The 20846-nt window shown below is 33.7% G+C and carries 21 protein-coding genes and 1 tRNA gene; 9 read left to right on the forward strand and 13 right to left on the reverse strand.

What is annotated here, in order from left to right; all coding sequences use genetic code 11:
- Positions 1 to 6 precede the first annotated feature (6 nt).
- The 8 genes from GQ47_RS06460 to GQ47_RS06495 all read right to left on the reverse strand — a co-directional run bounded on the left by GQ47_RS06460 (position 7) and on the right by GQ47_RS06495 (position 8573).
- Entirely contained in the window at positions 7 to 831 is an 825-nt protein-coding gene (locus GQ47_RS06460) for a hypothetical protein (RefSeq protein ID WP_035646398.1), read from the reverse strand.
- A 53-nt stretch (positions 832 to 884) separates the two neighbouring features.
- Positions 885 to 1901 (reverse strand): HAD family hydrolase, encoded by a 1017-nt coding sequence (locus GQ47_RS06465; RefSeq protein WP_035646402.1) that lies wholly within the window; start codon positions 1899 to 1901, stop codon positions 885 to 887.
- 64 nt (positions 1902 to 1965) lie between these two features.
- Positions 1966 to 3540 (reverse strand): arylsulfatase, encoded by a 1575-nt coding sequence (locus tag GQ47_RS06470; protein WP_238567953.1) that lies wholly within the window; start codon positions 3538 to 3540, stop codon positions 1966 to 1968.
- Positions 3541 to 4094: 554 nt separating this feature from the next.
- Complete coding sequence (gene pyk / locus GQ47_RS06475) at positions 4095 to 5528, reverse strand: pyruvate kinase (RefSeq protein ID WP_035646408.1); 1434 nt, start codon at positions 5526 to 5528, stop codon at positions 4095 to 4097.
- A 5-nt stretch (positions 5529 to 5533) separates the two neighbouring features.
- A complete protein-coding gene (locus GQ47_RS06480) occupies positions 5534 to 6022 on the reverse strand; it encodes an IPExxxVDY family protein (protein WP_026727192.1) in 489 nt (162 codons plus the stop codon).
- A 125-nt stretch (positions 6023 to 6147) separates the two neighbouring features.
- Complete coding sequence (rnc, locus tag GQ47_RS06485) at positions 6148 to 6888, reverse strand: ribonuclease III (RefSeq protein WP_035646411.1); 741 nt, start codon at positions 6886 to 6888, stop codon at positions 6148 to 6150.
- Positions 6889 to 6897: 9 nt separating this feature from the next.
- Positions 6898 to 8151 carry a beta-ketoacyl-ACP synthase II gene (gene fabF / locus GQ47_RS06490; RefSeq protein ID WP_035646414.1) on the reverse strand — a complete coding sequence of 418 codons (1254 nt, stop codon included), beginning with the start codon at positions 8149 to 8151 and terminating at the stop codon, positions 6898 to 6900.
- 185 nt (positions 8152 to 8336) lie between these two features.
- Positions 8337 to 8573, reverse strand: coding sequence for an acyl carrier protein (locus GQ47_RS06495; RefSeq protein WP_007137004.1), 237 nt, complete (start codon positions 8571 to 8573; stop codon positions 8337 to 8339).
- A gap of 175 nt (positions 8574 to 8748) precedes the next feature.
- Between GQ47_RS06495 and purN the strand changes: the two genes are divergently transcribed.
- Positions 8749 to 9312 carry a phosphoribosylglycinamide formyltransferase gene (gene purN, locus GQ47_RS06500; RefSeq protein ID WP_035646415.1) on the forward strand — a complete coding sequence of 188 codons (564 nt, stop codon included), beginning with the start codon at positions 8749 to 8751 and terminating at the stop codon, positions 9310 to 9312.
- Between the two features lie 154 nt (positions 9313 to 9466).
- A complete protein-coding gene (rnhA, locus tag GQ47_RS06505) occupies positions 9467 to 9943 on the forward strand; it encodes a ribonuclease HI (RefSeq protein ID WP_035646417.1) in 477 nt (158 codons plus the stop codon).
- A gap of 59 nt (positions 9944 to 10002) precedes the next feature.
- Here rnhA and GQ47_RS06510 read toward each other — a convergent pair whose 3' ends face one another.
- Positions 10003 to 10350, reverse strand: a complete 348-nt coding sequence (locus GQ47_RS06510; RefSeq protein ID WP_035646420.1) for a DUF6249 domain-containing protein — start codon at positions 10348 to 10350, stop codon at positions 10003 to 10005.
- Between the two features lie 323 nt (positions 10351 to 10673).
- Here GQ47_RS06510 and GQ47_RS06515 point away from each other — a divergent pair, with 323 nt between their 5' ends.
- The 5 genes from GQ47_RS06515 to GQ47_RS06535 all read left to right on the forward strand — a co-directional run bounded on the left by GQ47_RS06515 (position 10674) and on the right by GQ47_RS06535 (position 15780).
- A complete protein-coding gene (locus GQ47_RS06515) occupies positions 10674 to 11261 on the forward strand; it encodes an RNA polymerase sigma factor (protein WP_035646423.1) in 588 nt (195 codons plus the stop codon).
- Positions 11245 to 11640, forward strand: a complete 396-nt coding sequence (locus GQ47_RS06520; protein ID WP_035646425.1) for a hypothetical protein — start codon at positions 11245 to 11247, stop codon at positions 11638 to 11640. The genes GQ47_RS06515 and GQ47_RS06520 overlap by 17 nt, the downstream gene beginning before the upstream one ends.
- Positions 11641 to 11655: 15 nt before the next feature.
- Positions 11656 to 12585 carry an alpha/beta hydrolase family protein gene (locus tag GQ47_RS06525; protein ID WP_051951392.1) on the forward strand — a complete coding sequence of 310 codons (930 nt, stop codon included), beginning with the start codon at positions 11656 to 11658 and terminating at the stop codon, positions 12583 to 12585.
- A gap of 293 nt (positions 12586 to 12878) precedes the next feature.
- Positions 12879 to 13802 (forward strand): PfkB family carbohydrate kinase, encoded by a 924-nt coding sequence (locus GQ47_RS06530; protein ID WP_035646428.1) that lies wholly within the window; start codon positions 12879 to 12881, stop codon positions 13800 to 13802.
- Positions 13803 to 13881: 79 nt separating this feature from the next.
- Entirely contained in the window at positions 13882 to 15780 is a 1899-nt protein-coding gene (locus GQ47_RS06535; protein WP_035646430.1) for an amidophosphoribosyltransferase, read from the forward strand.
- Between the two features lie 774 nt (positions 15781 to 16554).
- On the opposite strand, the gene GQ47_RS06545 is transcribed toward GQ47_RS06535, so the two are convergent.
- The 4 genes from GQ47_RS06545 to GQ47_RS06560 all read right to left on the reverse strand — a co-directional run bounded on the left by GQ47_RS06545 (position 16555) and on the right by GQ47_RS06560 (position 19971).
- Positions 16555 to 17166, reverse strand: coding sequence for a superoxide dismutase (locus GQ47_RS06545; RefSeq protein WP_035646435.1), 612 nt, complete (start codon positions 17164 to 17166; stop codon positions 16555 to 16557).
- Between the two features lie 140 nt (positions 17167 to 17306).
- Positions 17307 to 17936: an aminoacyl-tRNA hydrolase gene (gene pth / locus GQ47_RS06550; RefSeq protein ID WP_035646437.1), complete on the reverse strand. Its 630-nt coding sequence runs from the start codon at positions 17934 to 17936 to the stop codon at positions 17307 to 17309.
- A 430-nt stretch (positions 17937 to 18366) separates the two neighbouring features.
- A complete protein-coding gene (locus GQ47_RS06555) occupies positions 18367 to 18978 on the reverse strand; it encodes a 50S ribosomal protein L25/general stress protein Ctc (RefSeq protein WP_035646439.1) in 612 nt (203 codons plus the stop codon).
- 51 nt (positions 18979 to 19029) lie between these two features.
- Positions 19030 to 19971, reverse strand: coding sequence for a ribose-phosphate pyrophosphokinase (locus tag GQ47_RS06560; RefSeq protein WP_035646441.1), 942 nt, complete (start codon positions 19969 to 19971; stop codon positions 19030 to 19032).
- Between the two features lie 291 nt (positions 19972 to 20262).
- Between GQ47_RS06560 and GQ47_RS06565 the strand changes: the two genes are divergently transcribed.
- Positions 20263 to 20342: transfer RNA gene (locus GQ47_RS06565), tRNA-Leu, on the forward strand.
- 152 nt (positions 20343 to 20494) lie between these two features.
- Positions 20495 to 20821 carry an ArsR/SmtB family transcription factor gene (locus tag GQ47_RS06570; RefSeq protein WP_035646444.1) on the forward strand — a complete coding sequence of 109 codons (327 nt, stop codon included), beginning with the start codon at positions 20495 to 20497 and terminating at the stop codon, positions 20819 to 20821.
- Positions 20822 to 20846 lie beyond the last annotated feature (25 nt).

Consider the following 20846-nt stretch of genomic DNA (forward strand, 5'->3'; position numbering starts at 1 on the left):
GAAATATTATTTACCAGGAAATATAAATGCAACAACGGCTCTTAATCCCCAATCAGGTTTTATCGATTGGTGTCCAACAATTGGAATTAATGGCATTACAGCAAATTGCATAGTTTGGCCACCTAATTTTGTAATCGCGCCAACATTTGGGCTAAGTGTAATAAGAGTTGTATTTCCTTGCCAGTTTTGCGTAATTTCTGAAGTAATACCTAAACTTGCGCCACTTTTATAACTATGTGTCAGAAATAATTGTGTGTAAAACTGATTAAAATCTGCTCTGTCAGTATTTCCTGCTACGGACCAAATCTGATTGGCTAAAAAACCTATAGAAAGTCCTTTTCCCTGATGCATTACCAAAACGCTTGGTCCAATTCCGAATTTTTCTGTTCCTAACAATTTTTCTGTAGCGGTTGGCACTAAAAAAGCAGGACCTGCACCAAAGATGATTCCCTTGGTTTTAGGAGCAAAAAATGCGGTAACTGTTGCATCGCTTAAACCAAACTCATGTGTGTTTTGTCCCGTAACATCTTGCTGATCTACAACTGGAAGAATATAACGAGTAATTAAATTTAGATTTTCACTTAATTTAAAAGGCACAACAGGCTGAATATTAATCTGATATTTTATTCCATTATAAGGACCAATACCGTAAGTAATATTATTTTGCAACGGGACACTAATTAAACTCGCCACTGGATTTGCCATTTTATCGGCAAGTTCTTGTGCGCTTGCTCCGGCTTTTTCTTCTTGCGCGAATGCTGAAAAATTTAAAAGAATTAAAAACATACTGAACAAAAATTTTGCAGTGGCATATATTCTAAATCGGTTCATAATAATTCTTTTTAAGATTTATAACAATTTTCGACTTCTGATGGAACTCATAATTATTTATCTGCGAAAACCTTTTTCCAATCGTCTTTAATACTCACAACATGATATTTGTATTTTGCAGCAGTATTTAATGATAGATTATCTTTTTCCTGATAATTGTATTCTCTAATCGAATCGTTATGATTTACAATTAATTGAAACGAAGGATATTTGCTTCCTGAAGAATATCGTAACATGGCAAGATCTCCAGCTCCGCCTTCATTTCCGCAGGCAAAAACTGGTCGTTGTCCAATGTGTAATTGTATACCGACAGGTTTTCCTTCTTTATCATTAAAATGATCTAAAGCAGGTTCTCTTAAAACTGCATTTTTAGCATCATCAAATTTATATTTAAAAGAAGTACCAACAACCTGATCTTTCGGAATCCCATAAAAATCCTGTGATATTGCTCTAACAACTTCAACTGTTCCACCAGTTACAATAAAAGTTTTGAATCCGTTTGCACGGAGATAATTCAGTAACTCCAATTGTGGCTGATATCTAATTTGTTTTATCGGAACATTTTTACCCGGATATTGGGCTCCAGAAAAGAACTCTTTTGTTGAAGCTTCAAATTCATCTTCGGTCATTCCTGTATGCGTTGCGGCAACCAATTCTATAAGTGCTTTATCTCCGCCTTTTTCAAAATAAGTCTTGTCTTTTTCTACAACGGCTTTAAAAGGCTGTTTTTGTGCCAAAGCTGGATTAGCTTCAACCATTTTTTTAACTCTGTAAAAAGCAAATAATTCCTGAACATAAGGCTTTTCAGCCCAAAGTGTTCCGTCATTATCAAAGGTTGCGATTCTGTTTTCTACCGGAATAAAATCCGGGCTTCCTTCTTTGGTTACTTTTTCAACATAAGCAATAATGTCTTTTTTTAGAGCTCTGTCATTCCAGCTTGGCAAAGGATCACCGCTGGTTACAGCAGTTGCTGTGCTATCTTTTGGATTAACAGCTGTACTTTCTTCTGATTTTTTACATGAAACAAATAAAAAAAGAAGCACAGGTATTAGTACTATTTTTTTATACATAACAAAAATATTAAGTGAAAGAAAACAGGACATAAAAGCCCTGTTTCCTTTAATTATCTATACTTTATTTTTTCTTTTTTGAAGTATCTTCTGCATCTTCTTTTAATTTAGGCATTACATTTTTTTCTATATATTGTTTTGCCTTAATATCTTTCATTGCTTCTTCCATGATAGTATAAGCAGAGAAACTTGGCGGAATTGATCTTGGTGGATATTCTTTAAATGTTTCTGCAAATACCACTACATCTTGTATTGCACCATACATTGAACCAACATGATTCATCTGCCAGTCCCAAAATGTATTTGAAGTAATATCAGCTCTTTCAAAAGGATCTTGAAATAAATTGAATGTTTTTTGCAAACGAAGTTTAGTAAACGGCTCAGCCCAAACTCCAAGTGTACCTTCCAAACGCTGTTCCGCAAAAACATATTTATAATCCCCTTCTCTTAAAGCAACTAAAAGACCATCATCATCTGTATAGAAGAATTTATCTCTCGCACTTTTTTGTGTTTTGCCTTCTAAAAATTTACTTTGATCAAAACCGTCTAAATGGACTTTGTATGATTTTCCGTTTGCAGTGTAACCTTTTAAAAGTTTGTTAGTTAAATCTGGCTCACCAGCAATTGAAGCCAAAGTTGGCATCCAGTCATTATGGCTCATTAATTCAGTAGTTACAGTTCCTGGTTTAATATGACCTGGCCAACGCACAATACAAGGTACACGGAAAGCTCCTTCCCAGTTTGTGTTTTTTTCTGAACGATATGGTGTCATTGCACCATCAGGCCAGGTATTCATGTGAGGACCATTATCTGTAGAATAAACAACAATTGTATTATCAGCAATTCCTAAATCGTCTAATGCTTTTAAGATACTTCCGATAGTTTCGTCATGTTCAATCATACCATCAATATATTCACTGTCTCCGTGTGTGTATCTTCCTCTGTGTTCTGCTCTAACGTGTGTACGAAGGTGCATACGTGTTGCGTTGAACCAACAGAAAAATGGTTTTCCAGCAGCGTTTTGTCTTTTAATAAAATCAATAGCTGCTGCTGATGTTTCATCATCAACTGTTTCCATTCTTTTTTTAGTAAGCGCTCCGGTATCTTCGATTTTTTGTTTTCCAACTCTTCCAAAACGTGGATCAGTTGTTGCGTCATCAACATTTGTTGCCGTACATTTTAAAACGCCTCTTGGTCCAAATTTTTTCAAATATTCGGGATCTTTAGGATAATCTGGCAATTCTGGTTCTTCTTCTGCATTTAAGTGATACAGATTTCCGAAGAATTCGTCAAAACCATTCACAGTTGGCAAACTTTCGTTTCGGTCTCCAACGTGGTTTTTACCAAATTGTCCTGTTGCATAACCCAAGTTTTTCATTATTCCACCAATAGAAGGATCTAACTGACTCATACCCATTGGCGCTCCCGGAAAACCAACTTTTGTAAGTCCGGTTCTAAGACCGTGCTGTCCTGTTAAAAAAGCGGCACGACCTGCTGTACAGCTTTGTTCTCCATAATAATGAAGAAAACGTAATCCTTCATTTGCTAAACGGTCAATGTTGGGTGTTGTATAACCCATAACTCCATCACTATAAGCACTAATATTAGTAGTTCCAATATCATCACCCCAAAGTATCAAAATGTTAGGCTTTTTGTTTTGGGCCGAAAGTGACAGGCTTGAACATATTAATGCAAATATTATCATCGCATTATTAAATCTGCAGTAAAACTTAATTTGTTTCATGGTAATAAAATTTGTTAATAATTAGTGTTATAAAGAGATGTGCTTATAAAAGCAAAAATGTCAGGGCTTTTCTTTAAAAATCATTTCGAGAAAATCACTGTTTCAAAATTTTATTGGCAGTAAAAACCGATAAAAATGAAATCAAGAATTTTCTTAATTTTTTTTTTAAAGAACTCAAAATTAGCTAATAAAAAACCTGACTACAGTATTTTTGAGCCACGACGTGGTTTCATTTTATAAAATGAAACGTTAAAAAAGGAACTTTATAAGAAATTGTTATAGCGTTTTGCAAAATTTCTTAAACAAAAGAGGAGATTTTGATTATCTTAAATTATTACTCTTAAAGAAGAAGTTTTTGTTCCGATTCTACAACTTGAATTAAGTTTTCAAAAAAGGGCAAAAAAAAAGCCATTCTTTCGAATGGCTTTTAGTATATCTTAAAAAGAAAACTATTCTATTTCAGAAACTCTCATGGTATTTACCATTCCTTTATCTTTAATAGGCATAGCTGCAAGGTTAATTAAATAATCACCTTTAGTCGCATATCCTTTTTCAACTGCAATTTTATTTACATCTGTTACAGTATCATCTGTACTTTCTTCATTATCATAGAAGAAAGATTTAACTCCCCATAATAAATTCAATTGTGTTAAAATTCTTCTGTTTGAAGTAAACACTAAAATATGAGCAGAAGATGGTCTCCAAGCTGAAATCTGGAAAGCAGTATAACCGCTGTTTGTTAACGTACAAATTGCTTTTGCACTGATTTCATTAGCTAATAAAGCTGCTTGGTGACAAACTGTTTTAGTAACAAAACGTTTTGTTTTGATTTGTGGTGTATTTTGTGGTACTTGAATTAGCGGAGAATCCTCAACAGCCTCGCAAATTTGCGCCATTCTTTGAATTACTTGTACAGGGTAATTTCCTGTTGCAGTTTCTCCAGACAACATTACAGCATCTGCACCGTCCATTACTGAATTTGCAACGTCGTTTACTTCAGCTCTTGTTGGAGTTAAACTTGTAATCATTGTTTCCATCATTTGTGTAGCAACGATAACTGGAATTCTAGCCGTTTTAGCTCTACGGATCAAATCTTTTTGTACCAATGGAACTTCGTGAGCAGGAAGCTCAACACCTAGATCTCCACGAGCAACCATTAATCCATCACAATATGCTACAATTTTGTCCATGTTCTCTAAAGCTTCTGGCATTTCAATTTTAGCAATAATTGGGATTTTAACTTCTGAATGCTTAGCGATAAGTTCTTGTAAATCTTGTAAATCGCGAGGAGTTTTCACAAATGAAAGTGCGATCCAATCTACTTTTTGCTCAATTGCAAAAATCGCATCTGCAATATCTTTTTCAGTTAAAGCCGGTAAAGAGATTTTTGTGTTTGGAAGATTAACTCCTTTTTTAGATTTTAATTCTCCACCCTGAATAACTTTAGCAACAACTTCTGTCTTTTTATCTGTAGAAACGATTTCAAAAATAAGTTTACCATCGTCAAGCAAAATACGCTCTCCAACATTTACATCATTTGGGAAATTTTGATATTTCATAAATGCTTTTTTCGCATTTCCGATAATATCTTCTGCTGTTGTGAAAGTAATTTCATCACCATCATGTACAACAGTTCCTTCTTCCATTACACCAACTCTAAGTTTTGGTCCTTGCAAATCTCCTAAAATTGCTGTAGTGTAACCAAACTCTTCATTTAGACCTCTAATGATATCGATTTTTTCTTTTACTCCTTCGTAATCTGCATGCGAAAAATTGATTCTAAACACATTAACCCCTGCCTCGATCATATCCTTGATAATCTCTCTTGTACTACATGCGGGACCAAGTGTAGCAACAATTTTGGTTTTCTTGTTTGTTAACATTTTTTTTAAAAAATTAGATTGTTTTTTGATTTTATTTTATTTGTATCGACGGCATAAATAGCCGCAACACTCTCTATGGTATTTAATTGTTGTTGAATTTCTGAAAAATTTAGAGTCTCCTCGCTATTCTCTATTTTCAGGAAAAAATCTACTTTTTTGAATTCAGGAAGTAAATGAATTGTTGTTGAAACCTCACTTGTTTCATTAGAAAACAAATTCTGGAAATCATTTGTACTCACTGAAATGATTTCATTTTTATTCTGAATTAAATTCCATGAAACTGCTTTTTCGGAATCATAATAATAAAATCTAGAAAAATTTGCCTCTCCTTCTTTAGTCTGAGCATGTATCTCGTTTTTGCTCTTACTTAAGTTTATCGGAAGGATCTTATTGATAAAATAGGCCAGTCTATAATCTTCTAATGAAGTATGAATTGCCATTAAATAATAATCAATTTCGTCAAATTCGTCTAAATCCAATCTATGAATAGCCATGTCATGAAAAATCAAGTTGTAAATATACTATTTCTAACGGAGCATCAATAGTTATGACGTGGTTGTTTTTGTTAATTTATAAACGAAAACGTTATAGCTTTAAGATAGTTACAGCATTTTTGTAGCTATTTCTTGTCTATTTTCTCCTGAAATGCAAAATAAGCTCTTTGCGATGCTTTTTCTTCTGCCTTCTTTTTTGAAGTTGCTCGCGCTCTTGCGATTACTTTATTGTCTATGCTCAATTTTACGCCAAATAAGCGCTGACCGTCAATACCGTTATCCTCAAAAATGTCATAATGAAAGATTCTCTTTTCTTTCTGACACCATTCGATAACTAAACTTTTGTAACTAATAACTTTTCCTTCAAGTCGGGCAATATCAACATAAGGAGTAATTACCCTCTTTTGAATAAAACGCTCGCAGAAAGGATAGCCTTTATCCAAATAAATTGCTCCAACTAAAGATTCAAAAATGTTACCGTGTATGTTCTCGCCAAAATGTTGAATTGGCACTTTGCTCTCCACAAAGCGAACCAGATTTAAATCTTTACCCAATTCATTCAAATGTTCACGACTTACAATTTTTGATCGCATTTTAGTCAAATAACCTTCGTCTCCGTTTGGTGCTTTATTAAACAAATGTGCAGCAATTACGGCACTTAACATCGCATCGCCTAAAAATTCCAACCTTTCATAATTGATTGGCTGTCCATTTTCATCTAACTTATTTGATGATCTATGTGTAAAGGCTTTCCTGTAAAATTCCACATTAACCGGCGGAAAACCAAGAATTTTCTGAATAGTGTCAAAAAAAATCCCGTCTTCTAGAGAACGGGATTTAGAAAATATTTTTTTGATAATATTCATATACGAAAATTAGTCAACCAATTTTTTAAACAATACACAAGCATTGTGTCCACCAAAACCAAAAGTATTACTCATGGCAACATTAACCTCTCTTTTTTGAGGTTTGTTTAAGGTAAGATTTAATGATGGATCAATTTTTTCATCCACAACACTATGATTAATCGTTGGAGGAACAATTCCGTGTTGCATAGCCAAAATAGAAGCAATTGCCTCAATAGCTCCAGCCGCACCAAGTAAATGTCCTGTCATTGATTTTGTTGAATTGATATTGATATTTTTTGCATGGCTTCCAAAAACAGCACTGATTGCTTTTAATTCGGCAACATCTCCAAGTGGTGTAGAAGTACCATGAGTATTGATATGATCAACATCTTCAGGTTTCATTCCTGCATCTCTCAAAGTGTTTTCCATTACAGCAATAACTCCAATTCCTTCCGGATGTGGTGCAGTTAAATGGTAAGCATCAGATGACATTCCTCCACCACCAACTTCGCAGTAAATTTTTGCACCTCTTGCTTTTGCATGTTCGTAATCTTCAAGAACCAAAGCTCCTGCTCCTTCACCTAAAACGAAACCATCTCTGGTTGCATCAAAAGGTCTAGAAGCTGTTTCCGGACTTTCATTTCTTGTTGATAAAGCATGCATTGAACTAAAACCTCCCATACCAGCAATTGTAACTGCAGCTTCAGATCCGCCTGATACAATAACGTCGCACATTCCTAAACGAATGTAATTGAAAGCATCAATTAATGCATTTGCAGAAGATGCACATGCAGAAACTGTTGTATAGTTTGGTCCCATATAACCATTACGCATAGAAATATGTGCAGGAGCAATATCAGCGATCATTTTTGGGATAAAAAACGGATTGAACTTTGGAGTTCCATCGCCTTTCGCATAATACATTACTTCTTCTTGAAAAGTCTCTAAACCTCCAATACCTGCTCCCCAAATAACACCAACTCTTTGTTTGTTAATATTATCATTAGTAATTCCAGCATCTTTGATAGCTTCATCACTGGCAGCAATTGCGTATTGAGCAAATTTATCTAGTCTACGAGATTCCTTGCGATCCATGTAATCTTCAATATTGAAGTTTTTTACTTCGCAGGCAAATTTCGTTTTATGCTTCTCTGTATCATAGTATGTGATAGGAGCGGCTCCGCTTACTCCATTCACAAGTGCATTCCAATAATCCTGGATATTATTCCCGATAGGGGTAAGTGCACCTAATCCTGTTACAACAACTCGCCTTAATGCCATAAATATGTATTTTGTACTTTAAACAAATAAAACCCACGCTTTCTTAACAGTAATGTTACTTAAGAGCCATGGGCATTACAATATAAATATATCTTTTTGATTGAAAATCAATCGAAATTTAAATTTTAAAAAAAATAATAACACCCGATGTCTAAAAATAAATCTAGAAATCGGGTGTGGTATTATTATTTTTTAGCTTCCTCGATATAAGAAATAGCTTGACCTACAGTAGCAATGTTTTCTGCTTGATCGTCTGGAATTTGAATATCAAATTCTTTTTCGAATTCCATAATAAGCTCAACAGTGTCTAATGAGTCAGCTCCTAAATCATTAGTGAAGCTTGCTTCTGTTACAACTTCGTTTTCGTCAACACCTAATTTGTCTACGATAATCGCTTTTACTCTTGATGCAATGTCTGACATAATCTTTAATTTTAGAATTTAATTTGTTGGCAAAAATAAAAAACTTTATTTTAAAACCACGATTTAGTTTATAAATGTAACACTAATTTATAAAATTAATTTCAAGAAAGCCGTTTTAAAGCTATTTATTTTCGTTTTTTATTCCGTTTTTTGCATTCTCAAAACACAGCGAATTATGAAAAAAATTATCGTTTTTGCCTCAGGATCAGGAACTAACGCAGAGAACATTATAAAATATTTTTCGAATACTGAAATTGCAAAGGTCGTTTCTGTATTTACAAATAATGCTTCAGCAAAAGTCATCGAAAGAGCAAAAAATCATCAAATTCCGGTCGAAATCTTCTCAAAAAACGAACTTTTAGAACGAAATGTACTACAAAAAATACAAGAAATCGACCCAGATCTAATCGTTCTTGCCGGATTTTTGCTAAAATTTCCTGAAAATATAATCGAGAAATATCCTAATAAAATAATCAACATTCATCCAGCGCTTTTACCTAATTATGGAGGAAAAGGAATGTACGGAATGCATATACACAGGGCTATAGTTAATAATAAGGAAAAAGAAACCGGAATCTCTATTCATTATGTAAATGAAAATTATGATGAAGGCGGCATTATCTTCCAAGCCAATGTAGCATTAACAGACGAAGACACGCCGGAAACAGTAGCCGAAAAAATTCATGAATTGGAACAAAAACATTTTCCTGAGATTATTCATAGAATATTAAACGATTAGATTTTAGACTTCTTAGACATAAGACCTCTTAGATTATTAGATTTTTTATCTAAAACATTTTAAAAATCTAAGAAGTCTGGAATCTAAAATTTAAGAAGTCCAAAAAAAAATCTAAGAAGTCTAAAAATCTAACATCTAAGAAGTCTAAAATTAAATGAATCACGAAGTACATATATATACAGATGGCGCCGCAAAAGGAAATCCAGGAAATGGCGGATATGGCGTTGTGATGGAATTGGTAGGAACTCCGCATAAAAAAGAATTCTACGAAGGTTTTCGTTTGACAACTAATAACAGAATGGAACTTTTGGCGGTAATTGTTGGCTTGGAAAAACTGAAAAAAGAAAACATGAAAGTTCTTGTTATTTCAGATTCTAAATACGTTGTAGATTCTGTTGAAAAAAAATGGGTCTTAGGCTGGGAAAAAAAGAAATTTGCAGGCAGAAAAAATCCAGATTTGTGGAAACGCTTTCTAATTTCATACCGAAAACATCAGGTAGATTTCAAATGGATAAAAGGCCACAACAATCATCCACAGAACGAACGTTGTGATCAACTAGCTGTTATGGCGTCAATGCAACCTAAACTTTCCATTGACGAATATTACGAAACCATCGGTTCAAAAGAATAAAAAAAACGCATCAATTACTTGATGCGTTTTTTTTACTAACTTAAATTCTTACTTACGATTTATTCTTTGTCTAAATCTTTTGCTCTATGAAATCCTACTAACAATCCAACTCCAGACATTGTAATAATTGTTGCCGGATAAATGACATCAGAATTCATATCTGTGTACGTTGAAAGCAGTAAAGCAATAAAAAAGCCAAGTCCTATTCCAATTAAAAGAAAAGCTGAATTCAAAATAAAGATTTTCCATGCTGGAACTCCATTTGTTTTACCTTTTAAAAATATGCTGGCATCTGCACCTTTTTCTATAAGAGCCAAACGCTCTCTATTTCTTGTTGAGTAAAAAAGATAGACAATCCCAAAGATCATCGCAAAAAGACTAAGTGGTACTAAAACTTGTGGTCCCATAATTTTTATGTTTTTATAATTGATTGATACTCCATATGACGACGCCTTTTAAATTGAGGTTACAACTTTCGGTAAAATTTTTTAAAAAATAAATCCCAAATTCTAAAACTTGCTGATTATGAACTAATTTTGAGTTTTATTAAAAGTATTTAGCAACAAATACGAGTCGAAAGGACAATATTATGATTAAGCTTTGACAAAGTTTAATCCTTTATATATATGTAGAATTTCAAAATTAAAAGTTGGAATATGGAATTTTAAAAAATTAAAAATTATTTCAAAATTCTTGTAACCTACAATAATAAACCGTCGTCCTATATAATATGAGTACAATTCCAGATCAACATTATATCGATAAAATTCTGCAGGGCGAGACAAATGCGTTTGCCGTGCTGGTAGATCGTTATAAAGATATGATCTTTACTTTGTCACTCAAGATGGTCAAAAACAGAGAAGAAGCTGAAGAAGCAGCACAAGATACTTTTATTAAAGTATTTAATTCTTTGAGCAAATTTAAAGGCGATTCTAAATTCTCAACATGGATTTACAAAATCTCTTACAATAATTGTTTAGACCGTTTAAAGAAAAACAAAAAAGAAGAAAATAATATTTCAATAGATGAATTTTCTTCTCATTTAGTTAAAACAATGGACAATGCTTTGAGCGCTTTAGTTGACACAGAACGAAAGCAGGCCATTCAAAATTGTTTAAATTTGTTACCAAGTGATGATAATTTCCTTTTGACGCTCTTTTATTTTGAAGATCAAAGTTTAGAAGAAATTGGAAAAATCATGAACATTAACGCTAATAATGTCAAAGTAAAACTATTTAGAAGCCGACAAAAATTAGCTACCATTTTAAAGAAGCAATTAGAACCTGAAATAGTTGAGTATTATGAAAGAGGAAGATAAAAATTTAGAAAATCTTATTGAAAGAATGATGGCCGAAGACACTTTACAATCGCCATCTGCCGACTTTACTTCAAACTTAATGTCGCAAATTCTTGTTGCCGAAAAAACAAAAATCAAACCTTACAAACCTTTGATTTCGATTTCAACATGGATTTTTATTGGAATTGCTTTGATCCTTTTGGTTATTTACAATATATTTTTTGCTGGAGCAGAAAATAATTTAGAAATCGGAAAATCATACACAGATAAAATTTCAGCAATTGTTTCCGGAATTCATATTTCAAAAACTTTATTGTATTCTATTTTAATTGTTCCTTTTATGATTTTGATTCAGGTTGGAGTTCTGAAGAATTATTTTGATAAGAAGTATCAGTTGTAATCCTGTTTAAAAGAAATGAAAAGTAGTAAAATCAAAAATAATTTATCTCTAAAGAAAATTAAAACACAGACGTATTTCCTCTCAATGTTATTGCTTTTTGTCATTAGTTATGCATCTGCCCTTCCCTCAAACTTTACTACTAAAGAAATAAAATTTACTAGCGAAGGAGTTACACTCGCTGGAACTATTTTTACGCCCAACAATGCACAGGCAGCCGTTGTGATTATTCATGGATCTGGACAAGAAAAAAGAATGACAGACTTTGCTACAATCCTTGCCAATAATGGAATTGCAGTTTTAACGTATGATAAACGTGGAGTCGGAGAATCAGCTGGTGTATATGCTGGACCAGAAGTAGGAACTAACAATGTTGATTTTTCAAATCTAAATCTTTTGTCTTTAGATGCGAGTGCTGCTGTAAATACTTTATCTAATTTTTTATCAAATGATAAAACTCCAATAGGCTTAATAGGCGGTAGCCAAGCCGGATGGATAATTCCATTGGCTGCAGCGAAAAACAAGAAAGTTAAATTTATGACAATATTTAGCGGAGCTCTTATAACGGTTAAAGAACAATTGAGATTCCAATTTTATACCAATGGAGATAAAAATTTTTGGGATACACATTCAGAAGAAGAGGCAAGAAAACACATATTCAATGACCCAGACAAATATGAGTTTATTGATACAAATCCCAATGATGTTCTTTCTAAATTATCAATTCCAGGAATCTGGATTTTTGGAAGTAAAGATATTCAAGTTCCTGCGAATCTATCAATCGAATATCTTAACAAATTAAAATCTAAAGGAAAACATTTTGAATATAAATTGTTTCCAGACTTGGGACACAATACAGCATTTTCAGACGATGAAGAACCCATGAACGATGCAATCAATTGGATTAAAAATATCGCTAAATCAAAGAATCATAAACAAAAAAACTAGAAACACTTTGAACAACCGAGTTTCTATGTGGACGTTGTTTTGTACAGAAAAGAAAAGCTTCGTCTTTTAGAAAACTTAAATAAAATCTTGAAGCTTTTTTTCAAAATAAATATTGCAATTTAATTCTGAAAATGATATTTTGAGCACTCAAAAGAATCTCAGATAATTTACTCATTTACAATAGTTTTAACCCCGAAATCGATATTCTTTTTTTAAGAAAATTTTGAGAACCTAAACCGTTGCAATATTGTAACTTATAGAGTATCTTTGCACCCTAATTCGAAATTCATAAAATGAATAAACTATTGATTGTTGGAACAGTTGCTTTCGACGCGATTGAAACTCCTTTCGGAAAAACAGATAAAATTTTAGGTGGTGCTGCAACCTACATCGGATTATCAGCGTCATTTTTTAACTTGCAATCAGCTATTGTTTCTGTAGTTGGTGATGATTTTCCTCAAGAACATTTAGATTTATTGACTTCAAAAAATATTGATATCTCTGGTATCGAAATTGTAAAAGGCGGAAAAACCTTTTTCTGGAGCGGTTTATACCACAACGATCTAAATTCTAGAGACACTCTTGTTACTGAATTAAACGTTTTGGCAGATTTTCAGCCAAAAGTTCCTCAAAACTATAAAGATGCTGATGTTGTGATGTTAGGAAACTTACATCCATTAGTTCAAAGCAGTGTTTTAGATCAAATGGAGAAAAAACCAAAATTAGTTGTTTTAGATACAATGAACTTTTGGATGGACTGCGCTCTTCCTGAATTATTAGACGTTATTAAACGTGTAGATGTTATTACAATCAATGACGAAGAAGCAAGACAACTTTCTGGTGAATATTCATTAGTAAAAGCAGCTGCGAAAATCCAGGACATGGGACCAAAATATGTGGTGATCAAAAAAGGAGAGCACGGAGCACTTTTATTCCACAATAGAGAAGTATTCTTTGCACCAGCTTTACCATTAGAAGAAGTTTTCGATCCAACTGGAGCCGGAGACACTTTTGCAGGTGGATTCTCTGGATTTATTGCGCAAAGCGAAAACATTTCTTTTGGAAACATGAAGAATGCAATTATTTACGGTTCAAATTTAGCTTCGTTCTGCGTAGAGAAATTTGGAACTGAAAGGATGGAAACATTAAGCAAAGCAGAAGTAGCGATTCGATTACAACAATTTAAGTCGTTAACTCAGTTTGACATAGAAATATAATGCCTAAGAGCCTCGGTAAAACGGGGCTTTTTTATTACGTTAATACACACAACTTACAACACACAAAAAAACAAAAAAAATGAGCGACGCTTTAAAACACGAATGTGGTATAGCTTTAGTTAGACTTCTTAAACCGCTTGAATATTATAAAGAAAAATACGGAACTGCTTTTTACGGGATTCAGAAAATGTATTTAATGATGGAAAAACAGCACAACCGCGGACAAGACGGAGCTGGTTTTGCAAGCATTAAATTAGATGTTGAACCTGGACAACGCTACATCAGCAGAGTTCGTTCGAATCATGCACAACCAATTCAAGATGTTTTTAAACAAATCAATGAGCGAATCAGCGAGGAATTAAAAGCAAAACCAGAAATTGCTGATGATATTCATAAAATAAAATCAGAAATTCCATATGTTGGCGAATTGTTTTTAGGACACGTTCGTTATGGAACTTTTGGGAAAAACAGTATCGAAAGCGTTCACCCATTTTTGCGCCAAAGCAACTGGATGCACCGTAACTTGATTTTGGCAGGAAACTTTAACATGACAAATGTTAAAGAGCTTTTCGAAAATCTGGTTGAACTTGGACAGCATCCTAAAGAAATGGCCGATACGGTTACGGTAATGGAAAAAATTGGCCACTTTTTAGATAAAGAAGTAATGCAATTGTACCAAGATTGTAAAGCTGAAGGTTATTCTAAAAGAGAAGCTTCTCCAGTAATTGCTGAGCGTTTGGATATTGCAAAAATATTAGCTCGTTCTGCTAAAAACTTAGATGGAGGTTACGCAATGGCCGGATTATTAGGTCACGGTGACGCATTTGTTTTTAGAGATCCAGCAGGAATTCGTCCAGCATATTTCTATCAAGATGACGAAGTAGTTGTCGTAGCTTCTGAAAGACCTGTTATTCAAACTGTATTTAATGTACCTTTTGAAAGCGTTCAGGAAATTGATCCAGGAAATGCTTTGATCATCAAGAAAAACGGAAAAGTTACCATGAATCAAATCTTGGAACCAACCGTTAAAAAAGCATGTTCGTTTGAAAGAATTTATTTCTCAAGAGGAAGTGATGCCGAAATTTATCAAGAACGTAAAAACTTAGGGAAATTAATTTTGCCTGCAGTTCTTGACGCAATTGATAGCGATACAGACAACACAGTTTTCTCTTATATTCCGAATACAGCTGAAACTTCATTTTATGGTTTAGTTGAAGCTGCTCAGGATTTCTTAAATCAGAGAAAAAATAATTATATTCTGGAAAACAGAAACACACTTACTGCCGAGACACTTCAGGAGCTTTTAGCTGTAAAAATTCGTACTGAGAAAGTGGCTATCAAAGATGCTAAACTCAGAACCTTTATTACTGAAGACAGCAGCCGTGATGATTTAGTAGCTCACGTTTACGACGTTACTTATGGCGTAATTAAACCAGAGGACAATTTGGTTATTATCGACGACAGTATTGTTCGTGGTACGACATTAAAAATGAGCATCATTAAAATGATGGATCGTTTAAATCCAAAACGTATCGTAATTGTTTCATCGGCACCACAAATTCGTTATCCAGATTGTTATGGAATTGACATGGCAAAACTAGAAGGACTTGTTGCTTTTAGAGCTGCTTTGACTTTATTAAAAGAAAGAAACTTATATCATATTGTTGACGAAGTGTATGCGAAATGTAAAGCGCAGGAAAACTTCGCTGATAAAGATGTTGTAAATTATGTTACTGCAATCTACGATCAATTTACTCCAGAAGAAATTTCAGATAAAATAGCAGAAATGTTAAGTTCTCCGGAAATTAATGCCGAAGTAAAAATCATTTTCCAAAAAGTAGAAGATTTACATATTGCATGTCCTAAAAATTTAGGCGATTGGTACTTTACAGGAGACTATCCAACTCCGGGAGGAAATCGTGTTGTAAATCGTGCATTTATGAATTTTTACGAAGGAAAAGATGCTCGAGCATACTAAGAAAACGCTAAGAAAAAGTTAATTTGTGCATTTCATCGATTATTTTTGCCGTTCATCCTGTTTGTTTGGTAAAAATGAAAAGCTACAATACTTTTGGGAAACCATAACATTAGTAGGTTAAGTTTATGGTAGATTTGGGGCAAAAAGGGTGGAAGAAATTCCACCTTTTTTATTTTATTCAGATAAGTATTTACAAAACAGACTCCTACAATCACTTCGTCGAAAATATCGACCATTCATCTAAAAAGTTTTTTTTTAAAATATAGTCGCCATACATTTACTGAACCATAACATTAGTAGGTTAAGTTTATGGTAGATTTGGGGCAAAAAAGGCGGAAGAGATTCCGCCTTTTTTATTTTCTTTTATTTAGAGAAAAGAAACAAGAAAAATAGAAGAAAGAGCAAAGAAAAAAGATTATAGACAAAATGTATAGATAATAAAAAAAGACGAGTACCATAAGCAGCTCGTCTTTTCTCTTTATTCTTTGCTCTATTTTCTTTTTTCAGTTTACTTAATCGGATATATTTGCCATTCGTCTAAAAAAGTTTTTTTTAAAATATACTCGTTATACATTTACCGAACCATAACATTAGTAGGTTAAGTTTATGGTAGATTTGGGGCAAAAAAGGCGGAAGAGATTCCGCCTTTTTTATTTTCTTTTATTTAGAGAGAAAAGAAGCAAGATTATAGAACAAAGACAAAAATATGAATCACAAAAAAAACGGATAACAATACGCTATCCGTCTTTTCTCTTTATTCTTTACTCTATTTTCTTATTTGTCTAAAGCAAATCTTCTTGCAACTTCTGTCCAGTTAATTACACTGAAGAAAGCTTCAATATAATCTGGTCTTCTGTTTTGGTAGTTTAAATAATAAGCGTGCTCCCAAACATCCATTCCTAAGATTGGAGTTCCACCGTTACCAGCAACTTCTGGCATTAATGGATTATCTTGATTTGGAGTACCTACAACCTCTAATTTTCCTCCTTTTTGAACTGTTAACCAAGCCCATCCTGAACCAAACTGAGTTGCACCAGCTTTAGCAAATTTTGCTTTAAACTCTTCGAAAGTTCCAAAAGAAGCCTCGATTGCAGCTAATAAATCACCTGTTGGTAATCCTCCACCATTTGGAGACATTACAGTCCAGAATAAGTTGTGATTGTAGAAACCTCCACCATTGTTACGAACTGCAGCGTTAGATTTATCTAAGTTGATTAAGATGTTTTCGATTGTTTTTCCTTCTAAATCTGTTCCTGCAATTGCAGCGTTTAGATTTGTTGTATATGCATTGTGGTGCTTAGTATGGTGGATTTCCATTGTACGAGCATCAATATGTGGTTCTAATGCATCATATGCATAAGGTAATTGTGGTAATTCAAAAGCCATGATATTTCTAATTTTTATGGTTTATAATAATTTATCCCAAATTTAGACATTTAACTTTGGAATTGAAAATACTATTTCGTTATAATTCAATTAAATTAATCGATAAATCGATTTTTAAAAAGTTAAAGACCTAAAAATCTTTACTTTCCATTGAAAGTCGTCATCGTATTTTCCAATCCGGCAGTTCCAAAAGATTTTATAATTTCAGCTGAAGTTTCAAGACGTTCTGTCAATTTTGCGTTTTCTTCATCGTTCCATTCACCTAAAACATAATCTACTTGTTGTCCTTTTTTGAACTGATCGCTGATACCGAATCTAAAACGAGTGTAGTTTTGTGTATTTAGGACAAGATTGATGTTTTTAAGTCCGTTATGCCCTCCATCGCTGCCTTTTGGCTTAATGCGGATGGTTCCGAATGACAAATTCAAGTCGTCCGTTATCACAAGAATATTTTCTAACGGAATATTTTCTTTGTCCATCCAGTATTTTACTGCTTTTCCGCTCAAGTTCATATAAGTGTTTGGTTTTAAAAGAAAAAAAGTTCTTCCTTTAAATTTATATTCTGCAAGTGAGCCTAATTTTACTGTTTCGAATGAAAGACTTTCTTTTTTGGCTAAAAAATCAAGTACTTTAAATCCGATATTGTGTCGTGTATTTACATATTCGGCTCCGATATTTCCTAAACCTACGATTAAGTATTTTTTCATAATGTCTTCTGCGTTCTCTTCTTTTGGTGTTGATGAAAACAGTTTTGTTATCCATTTTATCATGTTTGCAAAAGTAAGATTAATTAGAGAATGTAACAATTAGATAATTTGAAAATGTGAAAATTAGATAATTTCTGTTGGTTGTAGTTTAACCGCAAAGGGCGCAAAGAGTTTACGCAAGAACCCCTAAGAACACAAAGAAAATACCTTTCGCAGATTTAGCTGATTTTTCCTTAGCATCTCAGTCCCGATAGCTATCGGGATAGAAACTCATGAAAAAGATACTTTCTCTTTAGCCCTGACAGGAGCGATATCCTTTTTCTGGCTTCTTTAGCCAGGAAAAGATTTAGCGGATGGCAGGAACATCACTTGTTATGAAAACAGGATTTTCTGCTTCTAAAAAAACTTAGCATCTCAGCACCTTAACAACTTAGCATCTTAAAAAAAAAGCCCCAATCGTAAGATTGAGGCTTTTTGTATAGTTTGAAAAAAATTATTTTTTCTTTCCTTTTGCAGGAGCTTTTGCAGCTTTTGCAGCTTCTTGAGCAGCTTTCATAGCAGCACGAGAGATTCTTACTTGACAAACAACTGTGTTGTCTGGGTGCATAATTTTGTACTCTGGTTTTCCAACTTTAGTAACGTATAATTTGTTACCCATTTCAAGTGGAGTGATGTCAGCTTCAACAAAATCAGGAAGATTTGCTGGTAAAGCTTTAACTTTTAATTTACGTTGGTTTAAACGTAAAACACCTCCCGCAAGAACACCTTTAGATGTACCAACGATTTTCACAGGAACTTCCATTGTGATTTCTTTATCATCAAATAATTGGAAGAAGTCAATGTGTAAAATTTTGTCAGAAACTGGGTGAACCTGGATATCTTGCAAAATTGCATTGAATGATTTTCCTTTTCCAAGCTCAATCACAACTGTGTGTGCATTTGGAGTGTAAACCAAGTTTTTGAACGCTGCAGCGTCTGCTGAGAAGTGTACTGCTTGATTTCCTCCGTATAACACGCAAGGAACCGCTCCAGCATTACGTAAGGCTTTAGTTGACACTTTGCCCACGCTTTCTCTTTCTGATCCTTTAATTGTAATCGATTTCATTGTAAAAAAATATAGTTATTAAATAAATATTCTATTTTGCTATAGCGAAAATTACATAATGAATTTTCCGCTAATTGAATTGTTGTGGTGCACCATGTGCATAACTTCTGCAAAAAGAGGTGCACAACTCACTACTCTAATTTTGTCTGAATGTTTCTTTAACGGAATAGAATCGGTTACGATCAATTCTGTTAATTTTGAATTTTCAATTTTCTCATACGCCCCGCCAGATAATATAGCGTGTGTACAAATTGCTCTTACACTTAGCGCTCCTTTTTCGATCATTAGGTCTGCTGCTTTCGCTAAAGTTCCTCCTGTATCGATCATATCGTCTACTAAGATTACGTTACGACCTTTTACTTCACCAATTAGTTCCATAGTATCGATAACGTTGGCTGCTTTTCTTTGTTTGTAACAGATTACTACATCTGATTCTAAAAACTTAGAGTAAGCATATGCTCTTTTTGAACCTCCCATATCAGGAGATGCAATTGTTAGATTTTCTAACTTTAAACTTTGCACGTAAGGCAAAAAGATTGTAGATGCAAATAAATGATCTACTGGTTTTTCAAAGAATCCCTGAATTTGATCTGCGTGCAAATCCATTGTCATGATTCTTGTTGCTCCTGCAGCTGTCAATAGATTTGCTACTAACTTTGCTCCAATTGGAACTCTTGGTTTATCTTTTCTATCCTGTCTTGCCCAACCAAAATAAGGCATAACAGCTGTAATATGTCTAGCTGATGCGCGTTTTGCAGCATCAATCATTAATAACAATTCCATCAAATTATCTGCCGATGGGAAAGTTGAACATACGATAAATACTCGTAAACCTCTTATTGATTCTTCGTAAGATGGCTGAAATTCTCCATCACTATACGTTGACATCGTTACTTTTCCTAACGGAATTCCGTACTGCTCTGCAATTTTTTCTGCAAGATAAACACTTTGTGAACAAGCAAAAATTTTAGCTTCTGGTTCTAGGTGCGACATTATAATTTGTTGTTTTTGCTCCGCTACGCTTAGTATAATTCGGCTTTATCATTTTAGGTAAAGCAAAACATTCATAAATGTCTCGGGTGTAGTTAGTTGTGTGTGCGTCGTTTTAACGAGGTGCAAATTTATAAAATTTATTGAACACTGAAAGCAAAAATTTAAGTATTTTTATTAGAATGTTTAATTTTATTTTTTACATTTGCACCGTGTTAAAGGAATGACGCCATTTATGACTTCATTCTATTGCGTTAAAATAGATTATTTATGATTTATTTTTTCGTCTGCTACGCCCGGATGGCGGAATTGGTAGACGCGCTGGTCTCAAACACCTGTGGGAAACCGTGCCGGTTCGACTCCGGCTCCGGGTACGAAAAACCTCTTCTTAACGGAAGAGGTTTTTTCATTTATTCACTTCTTCAACAAAACACTTCTAATTTAATCTGCTGTATATCTGCTTTTTGCAAATAAATTTGGCTTGCTCATATTTTAATCGTAATATTGCAATATTAAACTAAACAAAATGGGAGCTACAAAAACCGAACATTTTACAGATGCACAAAATCAAATAGCAACGATTGCAAAAGCATTGGGGCATCCTGCACGAATTGCGATAATCGAATATTTGCTAAAAGTTAACGAATGTATTTGTGGCGATATTGTCAACGAACTCCCTCTTGCGCAACCAACTGTTTCCCAACATTTGAAAGAATTAAAAAATGCTGGTATTATTAAAGGAAACATTTCAGGAAATGCAATCTGTTATTGTCTTGACGAAAAAACAATCGATATTTTAAGTGGTTATATTTTAAATATCTCAGCCACTATTTCGAAATCTAAATGCTGTTAGGCATTTTTTTTACTATTTATTATCG

Source organism: Flavobacterium sp. ASV13 (assembly GCF_000745775.1).
GTDB lineage: Bacteria > Bacteroidota > Bacteroidia > Flavobacteriales > Flavobacteriaceae > Flavobacterium.

Coding starts and splice junctions, on each gene's coding strand:
- GQ47_RS06460 (WP_035646398.1), bottom strand. CDS start 831: ATGAACCGATTTAGAATATATGCCACTGCAAAATTTTTGTTCAGTATG.
- GQ47_RS06465 (WP_035646402.1), bottom strand. CDS start 1,901: ATGTATAAAAAAATAGTACTAATACCTGTGCTTCTTTTTTTATTTGTT.
- pyk (WP_035646408.1), bottom strand. CDS start 5,528: ATGTTAACAAACAAGAAAACCAAAATTGTTGCTACACTTGGTCCCGCA.
- GQ47_RS06480 (WP_026727192.1), bottom strand. CDS start 6,022: ATGGCTATTCATAGATTGGATTTAGACGAATTTGACGAAATTGATTAT.
- rnc (WP_035646411.1), bottom strand. CDS start 6,888: ATGAATATTATCAAAAAAATATTTTCTAAATCCCGTTCTCTAGAAGAC.
- fabF (WP_035646414.1), bottom strand. CDS start 8,151: ATGGCATTAAGGCGAGTTGTTGTAACAGGATTAGGTGCACTTACCCCT.
- GQ47_RS06495 (WP_007137004.1), bottom strand. CDS start 8,573: ATGTCAGACATTGCATCAAGAGTAAAAGCGATTATCGTAGACAAATTA.
- purN (WP_035646415.1), top strand. CDS start 8,749: ATGAAAAAAATTATCGTTTTTGCCTCAGGATCAGGAACTAACGCAGAG.
- rnhA (WP_035646417.1), top strand. CDS start 9,467: ATGAATCACGAAGTACATATATATACAGATGGCGCCGCAAAAGGAAAT.
- GQ47_RS06510 (WP_035646420.1), bottom strand. CDS start 10,350: ATGGGACCACAAGTTTTAGTACCACTTAGTCTTTTTGCGATGATCTTT.
- GQ47_RS06515 (WP_035646423.1), top strand. CDS start 10,674: ATGAGTACAATTCCAGATCAACATTATATCGATAAAATTCTGCAGGGC.
- GQ47_RS06520 (WP_035646425.1), top strand. CDS start 11,245: ATGAAAGAGGAAGATAAAAATTTAGAAAATCTTATTGAAAGAATGATG.
- GQ47_RS06525 (WP_051951392.1), top strand. CDS start 11,656: ATGAAAAGTAGTAAAATCAAAAATAATTTATCTCTAAAGAAAATTAAA.
- GQ47_RS06530 (WP_035646428.1), top strand. CDS start 12,879: ATGAATAAACTATTGATTGTTGGAACAGTTGCTTTCGACGCGATTGAA.
- GQ47_RS06535 (WP_035646430.1), top strand. CDS start 13,882: ATGAGCGACGCTTTAAAACACGAATGTGGTATAGCTTTAGTTAGACTT.
- GQ47_RS06545 (WP_035646435.1), bottom strand. CDS start 17,166: ATGGCTTTTGAATTACCACAATTACCTTATGCATATGATGCATTAGAA.
- pth (WP_035646437.1), bottom strand. CDS start 17,936: ATGATAAAATGGATAACAAAACTGTTTTCATCAACACCAAAAGAAGAG.
- GQ47_RS06555 (WP_035646439.1), bottom strand. CDS start 18,978: ATGAAATCGATTACAATTAAAGGATCAGAAAGAGAAAGCGTGGGCAAA.
- GQ47_RS06560 (WP_035646441.1), bottom strand. CDS start 19,971: ATGTCGCACCTAGAACCAGAAGCTAAAATTTTTGCTTGTTCACAAAGT.
- GQ47_RS06570 (WP_035646444.1), top strand. CDS start 20,495: ATGGGAGCTACAAAAACCGAACATTTTACAGATGCACAAAATCAAATA.